The organism is Legionella saoudiensis (assembly GCF_001465875.1).
GTDB classification, from domain to species: Bacteria; Pseudomonadota; Gammaproteobacteria; order Legionellales; family Legionellaceae; genus Legionella; species Legionella saoudiensis.
The window spans coordinates 715,348-729,893 of record NZ_LN901324.1 but is presented as its reverse complement, the minus strand read 5'-3'; the positions used below and the strand labels follow the sequence as shown (position 1 = coordinate 729,893).

The following is a 14,546-nucleotide window of genomic DNA, read 5'->3' as shown; positions in this document are numbered from 1 at the left end:
AACTTACGCTTCAACAAGCTCAGTTAAGCCTAACTTACTAAATAACAACTTATCTTTAGCGCGCTGTGGATTATCTTCCGTTAATAACTTATCGCCAATGAACACCGAATTTGCTCCAGCAAAATAACAAAGAGCTTGCAACTCATCGCTCATCTCTGTACGCCCTGCAGTTAAGCGAATAACGCTTTTAGGCATTAATATACGTGCCGTAGCAATAGTACGTACTAACTCAATACCCTCAACAGGCTGAGCCTTTGCCAATGGTGTTCCCTCAACTGGAATTAGGCGATTAATAGGAACACTTTCAGGTGGCGTATCCATATTGGCTAAAGTTAATAAAAACTCGATGCGATCTTGGCGGGTTTCACCTAAACCTAAAATTCCACCACAGCAAACATTAATACCCGCTTCACGCACATTATCTAAAGTTTCTAAACGCTCACTAAATTTGCGTGTAGTAACTACTTTTTCATAATAGGACGGAGAAGTATCAATATTATGGTTATAATAATCTAGGCCAGCTTCTTTTAGACAACTTGCTTGCTCTTTATTGAGCATACCTAAAGTCATGCAGGTTTCTAAACCTAAAGCTTTAACACCAGCAATCATTTCTTGTAATTGAGGCATAACTTTATCGGGTGGACAACGCCAGGCAGCCCCCATACAAAAACGTTTCGCCCCACCATCTTTTGCTTCTTGGGCACTTTTTAGCACTGCTTCAACAGTCATCAACTTCTCTTTTTCCACATGTGTCTGATGATGACCGCTTTGGGAACAATAGCCACAATCTTCTGGGCAAGCCCCCGTTTTGATACTAAGTAAGGTAGCAAACTGAAGCGCATTAGCGTCATGATTTTCTCTATGAATGCTATGTGCTTGATTTAATAAATCATTAAAAGACTGCTCATAGAGCGCTGTAATTTCAGATGTTGACCATTTTTTTTTGTTTTGAGTCACAATTAACCCCTATTATTTGTCATAGTGGACATGATAAAGTGGCACACCGTCTTGTCAACCAAAATTTTTAAAATGGTCAACATAGAACAATTAATTCGCCGTGATCTGAAACATGTTTGGCATCCTTGTGCACAAATGAAGGATTTTGAAGCCATTCCTCCTCTTGTTGTTGAGCGTGCCCAAGGCAGTTATCTTTATACTAATAAAGGACCACTAATTGATGGAATCTCAAGCTGGTGGTGTAAATCTTTAGGTCATGGTCATCCGGCAATAATTGAGGCAATAACAAATCAACTGCATCGTTTTGAGCATGTTATTGCAGCTAATACCACGCACCCAGCTTTAGTTGAGCTGGCTGAGGAATTAGCGCACGTCACCCAGAAACAGCATATATTCTTTGGTAGTGACGGCTCAAGTGCCGTTGAAATTGCTTTAAAATTAACAATACATGCTAATCAAATCAAAGGCTTAAGCCATAAAAAAGAATTTATCGCACTAAAAAATGGTTATCATGGGGAAACGCTTGCCACAATGGGAGCAAGCGATTTAGGTCTTTATAAGGCACCCTATGAAGCCTATGGCGTACCTTGCCATTTCCTTGAGCATATTCCTTATGTCTCGGGAAAAAATGATCCTTTATGGAATAATTGTGATGAGTATTGGCCTGCAACAGAAAAGCAATTAAATGCACTTGCCGAAAAAACCTGCGCCATTATTTTTGAACCCATTGTACAAGGGGCTGGCGGTATGTTGTGTTATAGCCCCGACTTTCTCAAAAGGCTCTCCCTATGGGCCAAAACAAATGATATTTATCTTATTGCTGATGAAATCATGACCGGACTTTGCCGAACTGGGGAATGGTTGGCCTGTGATCATGCGGGTATTCAACCAGATTTAATTTGCTTATCTAAAGGCTTAACCTCGGGCTCTATCCCTCTTAGCTGTGTGATGATTGATAATGCCATATTTGCACTTTTTTATAATGACTATACCTCTGGCCATTCATTTTTACATTCACATACCTACAGCGGTCATTCCTTAGCAGTTTGTGCCGCATTGGCCACGATAAAAACCATGCATAAGGAACATATTCTGCAACAGGCACGCTCACTTGGTGATTACATGTTTTCCTGTATGCAGGAGATTGCTCGGGTTTCCGGTAGATTATCGCATGTACGCGGTGTAGGCGCTCTCGTAGCAGCAGATTTAGAGCCAACCGAAGCCTCAAGCCGTATAGGGAATAAAATATACGAGCGGGCATTGGAGCATGGCGCGTTAATACGCCCTATGGGAAAGACTCTTTATTGGCTACCTCCCTTAAATACCAGCAAAGATATTATTGGGAATTTAGCAGAAATCACACTAAACTCTATAAAGGACGCCTATGGATAAAACGTACTATTATGGACCACTTGCAGCATCCCTTTTTGCACTACATTTATAGGCAATTCGCAGTGTTTTGGGGGATACTTACCCTGACAATTTTTTGTATTTGCTCCCATATTATGTGGCAAAATCATATTACTAATGTTTATACGCAAGTATTAAACGCAGCCCAAAATTCGGCAAATAATCTCGATAGTTTAATAAATGAAGCTTTTTCCCGCTTGCAAACCTTACCCATTTTTCAAAAAAAAAATTTAAAGTGCAAAGAGGATCTTTTACCCTATATAGATTACATAAATATTGCACACCCTAAAATTTTAGCTATCGCGATTAAAGATAATGATCATAACCTTATTTGTTCGACTTTACCTTACAATAAAAGTTTCCTTTTAAATGGAGATATAGCTTCACAAACAATTATTGGCCCTATGGAGTTACCTACTTATAACTTCCCAATTTATGCATTAAAAAAGAGCATTGGTCATTACCAAATTGAATTAATTTTTATGGCCTCAATGCTTGAAGATTTACTTAAACCAATAGGACAAGATCATTACGTTATCATTTTATATAATGAGAAAAATAGAAAAATTTTGCTTAAAATTCCCAGTAAAGAAAAACAATCTCATATATATAACCAGATTATAAATTCCAAATTTCCTTTAATTGTCAGACCAATTGTTGCCAGTGCAACCCTTAATAGCATGAAGGGCATCGCTGTAAAGCTAATATATCCACCTCAAACACTATTTAACAATTTGTGGAACAACCAAATTCTACTTACGTTGAATATTTTAATTTTATCCGCTTTCTCCTATTATCTATTAATAAATTTAATCCGTGTACGTACCTCTTTATCCTGGGCCCTAAGAAAAGCCATCAAAAGAAAGCAGTTTTATCCTGTCTATCAACCTATTTTTAATGTTAAACTAAATCGATATACCAGTGTGGAAGTACTATTGCGATGGGAAACCAAACACGGTGAAATTATTATGCCCGATTCGTTCATTATGGAGGCTGAAGAATCCGGATTAATTATTCCCATAACCCTGCAACTCATTGAAATTACCTTTAAAGAAATTCAAGATATTTTAAAAGCCAATCCTTTATTTTATTTATCAATCAACCTTTGTGCCGCACATTTTATTGATCCCGATTTTTTTGATAAGTTTTATCAGGTCCAACGAGAGTATTCAATCGCATCGACGCAAATCTTACTTGAAGTAACAGAGCGTAATTTATTTGATGCGCAAAATGAAATTTATCTGCAAAGGATGCAAGAATTGTGTAATAAGGGATTTTCACTAGCAATTGATGATTATGGCACGGGACATGCTAGTTTAAGTTACTTACAACATTTCCCTTTCAGTTATTTAAAAATAGATAAATTATATGTTCAGGCCATTGGAACCAAGGCGATTACCGAATTACTTAACGATGCCATCATCGATTTGGCTAAAAAATTAAATTTAATTATTATTGCAGAAGGTGTTGAAACTAAAGAACAAGCAGAGTATTTACTCAAGAATGGAGTACAATTATTGCAAGGGTGGTATTTTTCTAAAGCTCTATCCATTGAGCAATTAAAAAGCCTGCTTCAGGGAGAAAAAAAATGAATTATTATGGGCGCATCTGTTTTTTATTTTTGCTTAGCTTTTCTGTTTCAGCGTTTTCACAACCACCATTGAATGGAAACTTTTGGCAATGTACCACTTATGATGCAACTGGCAAACCCTGGATTGCAGCCAGTGCTTATCGAAAGGTTGCCGTGAATTTTGCATTTGATATGTGCAAAAAAGGAAGTACCGCACCTGCTACCTGTAAAATAAGAAGAAATAATTGCGAACGGTTCGTACAAGGGGTAAGTGTAGAGCCTATGTGGGTATGCTCCGCCTTAGACCGTACCGCTATTGTCTGGCGCAGTAATCCCTATCCATTACGCGATGATGCCGCATTGGCAGCTAAAGACTTTTGTCGCCAAAAAAGCACCGTACCAGGAACCTGTTATGTGAATTTAATTACTTGTGTTAATAAAAACGGGCTAGATTAATGGTATATTGTGTGGGGTTAACCGGTGGGATTGCTAGCGGTAAAAGTACGGCAGCTACGATATTTGCACAATTGGGCATGCAAGTAATCAATGCAGATAATATAGCGCGCGCCCTTACTCTGCGAGGGGAAGATGCCTATACACAAATTGTTGCGCATTATGGTAGCGAGATTTTAAACAAAGATAATGAACTTAACCGCAAGGCATTAAGAGCCATTATTTTCAGTAATCCTCTAGAACGAGCTTGGCTTGAACAGCTTTTGCACCCGCTTATTCGCCAAAAGATTAAAGAGCAGGTTCATTTAAGCACAAGCCCCTATTGTATTGTAGAAATTCCTTTATTAATTGATAAAAAAGCTTATCCCTATATTAACCGGGTTTTATTAATTCAAGCTCCCAAACAGGTACAAATAGAACGCCTCATGCAACGAGATAATTGTACTCAAGAACAGGCCCTATCCATTTTGGCCGCGCAGCCTGATGCGAACCTACGTTTAAAAAATGCGGATGATATCATCATTAATGATGCAGGAACTGAGAAACTTAAATCAGAAATTATTGCTCTGCACCATAAGTACCTCCAGCAAGTGTAGATAAACAATGCTTCTAAGAATTAAAGCAACACATATGAATTAAAAATGGCATCAGCCCGTTCCCGCCAACTTCTAATTTAATTCATGGCAGAATTACACAAACGCTATTAATGTCAATTAGGAATAACAATATAAACATTCTCTAGAATTACTTTCATTAGATAGCTATGATTATTGAATAAGATCAAAGGCATGAGAGGCTAATGAAGCTAGTTACATTAAATTTGTGGGGTGGTCATTTAAGACTCCCCTTATTAAAATTTATGAATCACCATAAGGATGTGGATATCTTTTGCTTGCAAGAGGTCTATCACAATGCACATCGCGTTGTATCGCGCCAAGAGCGAGAATTGAGTTTGAATATTTTCTCAGATCTGCAAAAACTACTTCCCGACCATTATGCGATTTTTAAGCCTGCAGTCGATAATGTTTACGGCATAGCCATGTTACTAAAAAAGAATATTGATATATTAAGTGAAGGCGAAATTAATATTCACCAAAAAAAATACCATCCTGGAATTGGCGAGAATCATTCGCGAAACATGCAATGGGTTGAATGTGAATCTAATAACCAAACCTATTCAATTTTAAATGTGCATGGACTTTGGAATGGCCGAGGTAAAAGCGACACCCCTGATCGCATCGCACAATCTCTGCGTATTCGTCATTTTATGGATACAATTAACACGCCTAAAATATTATGTGGTGATTTTAATTTAAGACCTAACACACAAAGCATGCATATTATCGAAGAAGGCATGAGGAATCTTATTACTATTAATAACGTACGGTCAACACGTACCAGTTATTATAAAAAGAGTGAAAAATTTGCAGACTATATTCTGACTTCACCAGAAATAAAAATTAATCAATTCTGCGTGATGAGAGAAGAGGTTTCAGATCATGCAGCACTGTTCTTGGATTTTAACTGAGCTTAAGACCGGCTTACAGCTCAGTCTACCTCTTATTAAGTGCGGTGAAACCAACAAGCTATCCTAACTTAGGAATTAGTTGCATTACTTCCCGATTTGCTTCAGGAAACTCATCAGGATTTAATTCATCGCGATGAATCCATTTCATCGCGAGCTGGCCTTCGATGCAAAAAGGACTTCCAGAAAATTGCGTTACAAGGAAAATAAATAATTGCACTGACCGTTCAGCATACTGATGGTGCACCTCACCAAGAAATTCATGCTTAAGCACATCTAAGCCAACTTCTTCCTTTATTTCTCTAATCAGCGCCTGCTCAGCAAGTTCATTTGCTTCTAATTTACCACCAGGAAACTCCCAATACCCTCCATGCGATGCATGAAGGGGTCGTTGGGTTACTAAAATACGCTGCTGTTCATCAACAATAACGGCTACAGCAACTTGAATCACGACAAACTACCATGGCAAGATTTATATTTCTTACCCGAACCACATGGGCAAGGATCATTTCGTCCTATTTTCTTTTCCTGACGTCTGAATGTCTGGGACTGTGGAGAACCTCGTTCATCATCATTAAATGACTCGCCATGATTCAAGCTCATTTTACTCACTTGATCGGCGCGGCGCTGTTCTTCAACCGCATCAACATCAGCCTCACTTTGAATTTCAACAGAAGAAAGTAAACGAACCACATCGTATTTTAAATTATCCAGCATACTGGTAAACAAAGAAAAGGCTTCTTTTTTATACTCTTGCTTCGGATCTTTCTGAGCATAACCTCGTAAATGAATTCCTTGACGTAATTGATCCATTGCAGCCAAGTGTTCACGCCATTGGTTATCCAAAGTTTGTAAGATTACTGATTTTTCAAACTGCGCCATAACAGGTCTGCCAGCTTGTTGTACTTTCGCATCATAATGCGATACTGCCAAATCAAGAATTCGCTCTTTAATTTGTTCCGGTTGAATATGATGATCTTCTTCAATCCATTCAAGTAAAGGAATTTTTAATTTAAACTCTTCTGATAAAACATCGCTTAAAGCTTTAGGCTCCCACTGATCTTCTAAACTTTGTGGTGGAATATAAGTATCAACAAGGTTGTTGATTACTTCTTCGCGCATCATTGTTACCACCTCTTCCGTGTCAGCCATTTCCATAATAGAAGCACGTTGGGTATAAATAACTTGCCGCTGATCATTGGCAACATTATCGTATTCCAACAACTGCTTTCTGACATCAAAATGATGGCCTTCTAATTTACGTTGTGCATTTTCAATCGCCTTAGTTACCAAGCTATGCTCAATTGGTTCTCCAGGTTTCATTCCCAGACGTCTCATCATGGATGCAACACGTTCTGAAGCAAAAATACGCATTAAATTATCTTCAAGCGACAGATAAAAACGACTGCTCCCCACATCCCCTTGACGGCCAGAACGACCACGTAATTGATTATCAATACGACGTGATTCATGGCGCTCAGAACCAATAATTCTTAAACCACCCGACGCAAGTACCTCTTCATGACGCTTTTGCCATACACGTTTGGCTTCTTCTTTTTCTTCAGCAGTAGCTGCTTCACCCAATTGTGCTAAATCCGCAGATAAGCTTCCTCCTAACACAATGTCTGTTCCACGACCTGCCATATTCGTAGCAATGGTTACCGCACCAGGACGCCCTGCTTCAGCAATAATTTGTGCTTCTTTCTCATGAAACTTGGCATTTAAGACTTGATGCTTAATTTTTGCTTTATTAAGTAATTGGCTTAAAAACTCCGAAGCTTCAATTGATGCCGTACCAACTAGGACAGGTTGTTTACGCTCAACGCAAGCACGCACGTCCTCAATAACTGCTTGGAATTTATCCTCTTGATTTAAATAAACTAGATCCGCCTCGTCTTTACGCATCATGGGCTTATTAGTTGGAATCACAACAACATCAAGGTTATAAATTTGTTGCAATTCATAGGCTTCCGTATCTGCTGTACCTGTCATTCCAGAGAGCTTATTGTACATACGGAAAAAGTTTTGGAAAGTAATCGATGCTAAAGTTTGGTTTTCATTTTGAATCGCTACACCCTCTTTTGCCTCAACTGCCTGGTGTAAACCTTCAGACCAACGACGGCCTGGCATTGTACGCCCAGTGTGCTCATCAACAATAACTACTTGATTATCGCTTACAATGTAATCGATATCACGATGGAACATCGCATGCGCTTTTAATGCTGCATTAACATGGTGCATCAGCATAATATTACTGGCATGATAGAGGCTCTCACCTTGCTCCAGCAAACCAGCTTTAAGTAATAACTCTTCAATGTGTTGATGGCCGGCATCAGTTAAATGTGCCTGCTTTTGCTTTTCATCAATCGTATAATCGCCATCACCTGCTTCTTCGCTTTCTTGTTTTTTCAGATGAGGGATTAATTTATTAATTTTAATATAAAGTTCAGAACTATCTTCAGCAGCACCTGAAATAATTAAAGGAGTCCGTGCCTCATCAATAAGAATAGAGTCTACCTCGTCCACGATTGCAAAATTGAGTTCTCGCTGCACCTTATCAGTTAAGCTAAAGGCCATATTGTCGCGCAGGTAATCAAAACCGTATTCGTTATTGGTTCCATAGACAATATCACAAAGATAGGCCGCTTGCTTTTCACTATGAGACATATCAGGATAAATTACCCCAACCGTCAGACCTAAAAATTCAAATATAGGACGCATCCATTGGCTATCACGTTTAGCCAGGTAATCATTTACGGTGACTACATGCACGCCCCGACCGGTAATTGCATTTAAATAAGCAGGTAAGGTTGCTACTAGAGTTTTACCCTCCCCGGTACGCATCTCTGCAATATTTCCCTCATGCAATACCATTCCACCAATTAATTGCACGTCAAAATGGCGTAAGCCTAAAGTACGTACAGATACTTCCCGGACTGTAGCAAATGCTTCTGCTAATAACTCATCAAGACTTTCTCCATCCTTAAAACGGGCTTTAAACTGTGCAGTTTTTAGTGCTAACTCGGCATCAGTCAAGGCTTGCATCTGTGATTCAAACGCATTAATAGCCATTACTGCCTTTTCCATACGCCGCAATGTACGCTCATTTCGGCTTCCAAACATTTTCTTGATCAACGTATTCAGCATGGCCTAAACAATCCTCTGAAGGTTTTAAATAATAAATGTGTTAATGTACTAAAAATTAGAAGAAAATACTATGAATAACATCAGGGTCAGCTGACATTTAGCCAGTTTAAACCCAAATGGGATGATTTTCGCACACGGAAACGCGAATTTCACATGCAATCCCAAGCCTACAAAAAGAATCACCTCAGGATGACGTGCTGTCTTTTTATAATACTACTGACTCTTCTATCTCTAATAAATAATGGTTTACTTGTTCTAATAGAGTTAAATCTTTAGTTTGCAGCAATAGCATTAATGCTTTTTTCCACTGGCTTGCGCCTGGTAAACCAAAAACCAAGTTAAATATCGGTTTTACCAATAAACTTAGAGCTGTACCTCGATGATATTCCGTAAGTAAATAATCTTTATATTGGCTAAACAATTGGCTACGCAACATTATGGGGCTTTGCGGATAAAGCGCATGATGTATGCTGGCTATCTCATAAGGGTTATCACAAGCCAGACGCCCTAACATTACGCCATCTACATATTCAAGATGTGCTTTGATTTCTGCATAGCTTTTGATATTGCCATTAATTACCACCGGAATATGGGGAATTTCTTTTCTTATTTTGTAGACAAAATCATAATTAACTGGAGGAATGGTGCGATTTTGTTTTGGGCTTAGCCCGTTAAGCCAGGCTTTTCGGGCATGCACAATAATTTTTTGGCTGCCCGCTTCAACTAAGCGATGCACGAAATCACTGAAAAACTGATAACTGTCTTGATCATCAATACCAATTCTCGTTTTTGCTGTAACAGGAATAGTCACTACATCGCGCATGGCTTTGATGCAGTCAACTACCCGCTCAGGCTGCCCCATCAAACAAGCGCCAAAATGCCCTGCTTTTACTTTATCACTTGGGCACCCTAAATTAATATTAATTTCATCATAGCCCTCTGCCTGCGCTAATTTGGCAGATACTGCTAGAGCTTGAGGATCGGAGCCTCCAAGTTGTAATGCTAAGGGGTGTTCTTGTGCGTTAAATCGTAAAGAGCGTTGGGGGTTATTCTGAATTGCTCCAGTAGTCTGCATTTCCGTATATAAAAGAGAGTGTGGGGCCAGGATACGCATGAAAACGCGAAAATGACTGTAAGTCCAGTCGATCATAGGGGCAATTGCCAAAGATGAAAACAGTGTGTCCGATATCATTGCAGGCTAGTGGAAAAAGAGGTGATTATAACTTAATTATCGATTTTTGTACAAAATAGTGTAATCTGGTTGCTTGCAACTAGACTACACCCTAAAAAATTATTCATTGGTCACATTCATCGCTTGAATCATCAACTGCAAACGAGATCTTCCTTGATAAAAATTAATATCTAATTTATAAGCGATATGAACATACTTGGCACGATGATTGGGCCATGCATTTAAATCTACATTAAAAGCAATAGCATCAACCTGTTGTCCGCCTTGGTTAGAAACTAAGGTCATTTTTAAATGGTTCTTGCCAACGAGACGCTGATCTAAAACCTCAAAAATATTATCAAAAACCGGCTCAGAAAATTGCTGCCCCCAAGGCCCTGCCTGTTGAATTAACTGTGCTGTTTCTAAGTTCATTTCATTGGGTGCAAGTGGACCATCAGTAAGCAATTCCCCTTCACATTGAGATAAATCAAGATGCTTACCGACCTCAGCAATTAATGCCTCACGGAAATCATTCAAGGCCTGCGGATGAATGCTTAAACCGGCAGCCATTGCATGGCCCCCAAACTTAATAATCACTCCAGGATAATCTCGATCAATCGCAGCTAATACGTCACGAATATTCAAATCGGGTACAGAACGAGCAGAGCCTTTTAGTTCCCCATCACCTACCTCAGCAAAAGCAATAACTGGTCGGTGATAACGTTCTTTCATTCGCCCTGCCAAAATACCAATAACCCCTTGATGCCAAGTTTTATCAAAAAGACATAAAGCGATAGGTAAATGAGTACCTTTATAATCAGAACTCATGGACAATTTATCCAAAGCTAACATGGCTTGCTCTTTCATTTCCGTTTCGATTTGCTTGCGTTCCTGATTTAATTCGTCCAGCTGCTGGCTGTAATTTCTGGCTTGCTGCAAATCAGAAGAAATCAAACATTCAATTCCCAAGGCCATATCATCAAGCCTTCCTGCAGCATTTAATCGAGGAGCAATAGCAAAACCTAAATCAGATTCTCTTAATCGCGAACATTCCCGTCCAGCCACTTCAATGAGGGCTTTAATCCCATCTCGACAATTTCCCTGACGAATACGAGCCATCCCTTGGTTCACCATAATTCGGTTGTTTTGATCCAAGCCAACCACATCAGCAACAGTGCCCAAAGCAACCAAATCAAGAAAGCTCGCCATATTAGGTTCAGCGATTTGCATCTCTGCAAACCAACCTACGTTTACTAAATGCCGACGTAATGCGAGCATGACGTAAAAAATTACCCCAACGCCTGCAATTGACTTGCTGGGAAAAGCACAACCCTTTTGGTTGGGATTAACAATAGCACAGGCATCAGGCACTTTATCTGCCGGCAAATGGTGATCCGTAACTAATACATCAATCCCTAATTGATTGGCTTTTTCTACTCCATCAAAGCTGGCAATTCCATTATCGACTGTAATAATTAAACCTGGACGCCATTTACTTGCAACTTCTACAATTTGCGGAGTTAATCCATAGCCAAACTCAAAACGATTAGGAACCAAATAATCAATGAACTGAGCCCCCATTGCCCGGAGTGCCGTAATCGCAACAGCGGTTGATGTAGCCCCATCTGCATCGAAATCGCCAATAATTAAAATACGCTGTTGTTCACGCAAAGCCTTCTCTAAGCGTAAACATGCAGCATCAATACCTTTTAATAAATTAAACGGCAGCAAGGTTTGTAATTGTTTATCCAACTGAGCAGCGTCAGTAATTCCTCGTGCCGCATAGATTCTTTTTAGTACCCCGGGGGTGTTGGGTAAGTTTAATAGATGTTCAGGTTGAGGGCGTCGCTTAATTTGCATGAATCAATTTTCTCCATAAGCGAGTAAACCAGTTATCGCAATGATTACTATATGCTACATTATTCCAATACCATTGAGCAGGTTGCTTTGCTAGTGCCTCTTGGTGCTGCGAGCTAAGCATAGAATATTCACTTATCAAAACGATCTCGTATTCTTTGAGGTTTACTTCAGGACTGTATAAAGTGGCATTTGCATTGCATTGCTTTGCTAAAGGCAAAAAAGCAGCATCAGCACAAACTGTTGTTGTTTTAGGGGCAGTAAGTTTTGCATTACCCCAAGGCCATAAACCATTAGCTGCAGTCGAATTAGGTTTTGATGCGAAAAGCATTTGCGATTCAGTAACAAACCGCTGCCAAAATAAGTGCTCATCCAATTGTGCCAGCTCAGGCATCAATGACTTATTCACTAACTGATATACTGGTTTTGCTTTCAGAGCGCGCTTTTTAGGGTCTTGAATAAGCCAAGTTTCCGCATCATGATAATGCAAAGTTATCTCTTCTTCAGCAAAATAACCTGCAAAAAGCTCAAACCAAGGCTTAATTTCAGACTCGTTTAGCTCTAAGTCCTTTCCGGTTGCCAAAATGAGTGCATCATTATGACTTGCTTGCCAATAAATTGGGCTGGCAACAAACCAATCACCCTCGAGTTGATGAACTTTTCGCAGCAAATCACCTAAAGGGGGATCGGCTGGATCATAGCCAAGGCAGTATAATAAATTAAGTAAAGCAGTTCCTTCTGAGTTTAAGGGTTTTACTCCTTCAGGAATAGAACTGCACTCAGAATTAATAATAAGGTGCATGAAATGTCTCTTACTAGAACGTTAGGCGCTGATTAATCCATCTCGACGGAACATGGCTTTTAAATTCCTTAAGGCTTGACGCGTACGGCCCTTATTTTCAATCAACCCAAAACGAACAAAACCATCCCCTTGTTGGCCAAAACCAATACCTGGAGATACGGCAACTTGCGCCTCTTTGAGTAAGTATTTGCTAAACTCTAGCGATCCCATTGATGCATAATGAGCAGGAATGGGGGCCCAGACAAACATCGTCGCCTTAGGTTTGGTAACTTGCCAACCGATGGCATTTAACCCTTCACACAGTACATCTCGGCGTTTTTCATAAAGGACTCTAATTTCCTCAACGCAATCGTCTGAACCTTCTAAGGCGGCAATTGCTGCAACTTGAATCGGAGTAAACGTACCATAATCTAAATAAGATTTAATGCGCGTTAACGCTGCCACCAATTCAGTATTTCCGCAAGCAAAACCCACGCGCCAACCCGGCATATTGTATGACTTAGACATTGAATAGGTTTCTATAGCAATGTCTGTAGCTCCAGGCACTTGCAATATGGAAGGTGCTTTATATCCATCGAATACGATATCCGCATAAGCAATATCATGGATAATCCAAATGCCATGCTTTTTACCTAATTCAATAACCTTCTCAAAAAATGGGTAATCAACACAATGAGTACTGGGGTTTGCCGGAAAATTGATTACGAGCGCTTTAGGCTTAGGCCAACTGCTATTAATCGTTTCTTCAACTGAATCTAAAAACTGCATTTCATCAATTAACGGAATTTGCTTTACGTTTGCCCCAGCAATGATAAACCCATAGGTATGAATTGGATAGGCGGGATCAGGAACTAATATCGTATCACCTGGCCCACTAATCGCTAAAGCTAAATGCGCGAGCCCCTCTTTAGAACCAATAGTTGCTAAAATTTGGGTTTCACTATCTAAATGAACATCATAGTTACGATGATACCAAGATGCCATTGCGCGTCTTAATCGCGGTATTCCTTTGGACATAGAATAACGATGTGTATCCGGTCTTTGCACCACTTCAATGAGCTTGTTGACAATATGAGGAGGTGTGGGTTGATCGGGATTTCCCATGCCAAAATCAATAATATCCTCTCCGCGCGCTCGTGCTTCCATTTTTAATTGGGTCATCGTATTAAAAACATAAGGTGGTAACCGTTTAATGCGGGGAAATTGACTCATAATATTGACCTCTGTAGTATACTCGTAGCCACTATAACTCAACGAATCATCGAAAACCATGAATATTAATTTAGAAGCAGCAGAAAAAAATGCGGTGCAAGCTTACAGTGAAAATCAAGTTCAGATTAATTCGATTGTTTATGAGCGAAGTCTAATTGTTTCTAAAGAAGAAGTCATCACTGATCTAGCAATTCATGATATTCAAGCCATTGATGAGCAGTATTTGCAGAAGTTAATGCAATTTAATCCAGAAGTGGTGATTATCGGTCATGAACACACAGGCAAATTCCCCCCTATGTCCATTATCAGTACCCTATCGCAGCATCGAATTGGGATTGAATGCATGTCCATTGGCGCCGCCTCCAGAACATATAATGTCTTATTAAGTGAGCAAAGAGCCGTAGTCGCGGGGTTTATTTTTTAATGTAGCCGGGCAATCAAC

Annotated in this window: 13 protein-coding genes; 6 read left to right on the top strand and 7 right to left on the bottom strand. The window is 39.6% G+C overall.

Annotated elements, in window-relative coordinates:
* Positions 1-3: 3 nt before the first annotated feature.
* Positions 4-957: a biotin synthase BioB gene (bioB, locus tag BN3124_RS12190; RefSeq protein ID WP_058535065.1), complete on the bottom strand. Its 954-nt coding sequence runs from the start codon at positions 955-957 to the stop codon at positions 4-6.
* A gap of 72 nt (positions 958-1,029) precedes the next feature.
* On the opposite strand from bioB, the gene bioA reads away from it, so the two are divergent.
* The 5 genes from bioA to BN3124_RS12165 all read left to right on the top strand — a co-directional run bounded on the left by bioA (position 1,030) and on the right by BN3124_RS12165 (position 5,918).
* On the top strand, positions 1,030-2,349 hold the full coding sequence (gene bioA, locus BN3124_RS12185) for an adenosylmethionine--8-amino-7-oxononanoate transaminase (protein ID WP_058535892.1): 1,320 nt from the start codon (positions 1,030-1,032) through the stop codon (positions 2,347-2,349).
* Positions 2,350-2,462: 113 nt separating this feature from the next.
* Positions 2,463-3,959 carry an EAL domain-containing protein gene (locus BN3124_RS12180; RefSeq protein ID WP_230849136.1) on the top strand — a complete coding sequence of 499 codons (1,497 nt, stop codon included), beginning with the start codon at positions 2,463-2,465 and terminating at the stop codon, positions 3,957-3,959.
* The gene (locus BN3124_RS12175) at positions 3,956-4,393 is read left to right on the top strand and encodes a hypothetical protein (protein ID WP_058535063.1); all 438 of its coding nucleotides are present in this window, start codon (positions 3,956-3,958) and stop codon (positions 4,391-4,393) included. The genes BN3124_RS12180 and BN3124_RS12175 overlap by 4 nt, the downstream gene beginning before the upstream one ends.
* A complete protein-coding gene (gene coaE, locus BN3124_RS12170) occupies positions 4,393-4,986 on the top strand; it encodes a dephospho-CoA kinase (protein WP_058535062.1) in 594 nt (197 codons plus the stop codon). The genes BN3124_RS12175 and coaE overlap by 1 nt, the downstream gene beginning before the upstream one ends.
* A 203-nt stretch (positions 4,987-5,189) precedes the next feature.
* Complete coding sequence (locus BN3124_RS12165) at positions 5,190-5,918, top strand: endonuclease/exonuclease/phosphatase family protein (RefSeq protein WP_058535061.1); 729 nt, start codon at positions 5,190-5,192, stop codon at positions 5,916-5,918.
* A gap of 58 nt (positions 5,919-5,976) precedes the next feature.
* On the opposite strand, the gene mutT is transcribed toward BN3124_RS12165, so the two are convergent.
* The 6 genes from mutT to alaC all read right to left on the bottom strand — a co-directional run bounded on the left by mutT (position 5,977) and on the right by alaC (position 14,104).
* The gene (gene mutT, locus BN3124_RS12160; protein WP_058535891.1) at positions 5,977-6,363 is read right to left on the bottom strand and encodes an 8-oxo-dGTP diphosphatase MutT; all 387 of its coding nucleotides are present in this window, start codon (positions 6,361-6,363) and stop codon (positions 5,977-5,979) included.
* Complete coding sequence (gene secA / locus BN3124_RS12155) at positions 6,363-9,062, bottom strand: preprotein translocase subunit SecA (RefSeq protein WP_058535060.1); 2,700 nt, start codon at positions 9,060-9,062, stop codon at positions 6,363-6,365. The genes mutT and secA overlap by 1 nt, the downstream gene beginning before the upstream one ends.
* Before the next feature lie 205 nt (positions 9,063-9,267).
* The gene (gene dusA, locus BN3124_RS12150) at positions 9,268-10,251 is read right to left on the bottom strand and encodes a tRNA dihydrouridine(20/20a) synthase DusA (protein WP_196398941.1); all 984 of its coding nucleotides are present in this window, start codon (positions 10,249-10,251) and stop codon (positions 9,268-9,270) included.
* Positions 10,252-10,353: 102 nt separating this feature from the next.
* Positions 10,354-12,093 (bottom strand): single-stranded-DNA-specific exonuclease RecJ, encoded by a 1,740-nt coding sequence (gene recJ, locus BN3124_RS12145; protein ID WP_058535058.1) that lies wholly within the window; start codon positions 12,091-12,093, stop codon positions 10,354-10,356.
* Positions 12,083-12,892, bottom strand: a complete 810-nt coding sequence (locus BN3124_RS12140) for a hypothetical protein (protein WP_058535057.1) — start codon at positions 12,890-12,892, stop codon at positions 12,083-12,085. The genes recJ and BN3124_RS12140 overlap by 11 nt, the downstream gene beginning before the upstream one ends.
* Positions 12,893-12,913: 21 nt before the next feature.
* Positions 12,914-14,104 (bottom strand): alanine transaminase, encoded by a 1,191-nt coding sequence (gene alaC / locus BN3124_RS12135; protein ID WP_058535056.1) that lies wholly within the window; start codon positions 14,102-14,104, stop codon positions 12,914-12,916.
* 58 nt (positions 14,105-14,162) lie between these two features.
* Between alaC and BN3124_RS12130 the strand changes: the two genes are divergently transcribed.
* Positions 14,163-14,528: an Mth938-like domain-containing protein gene (locus tag BN3124_RS12130; RefSeq protein ID WP_058535055.1), complete on the top strand. Its 366-nt coding sequence runs from the start codon at positions 14,163-14,165 to the stop codon at positions 14,526-14,528.
* Positions 14,529-14,546 lie beyond the last annotated feature (18 nt).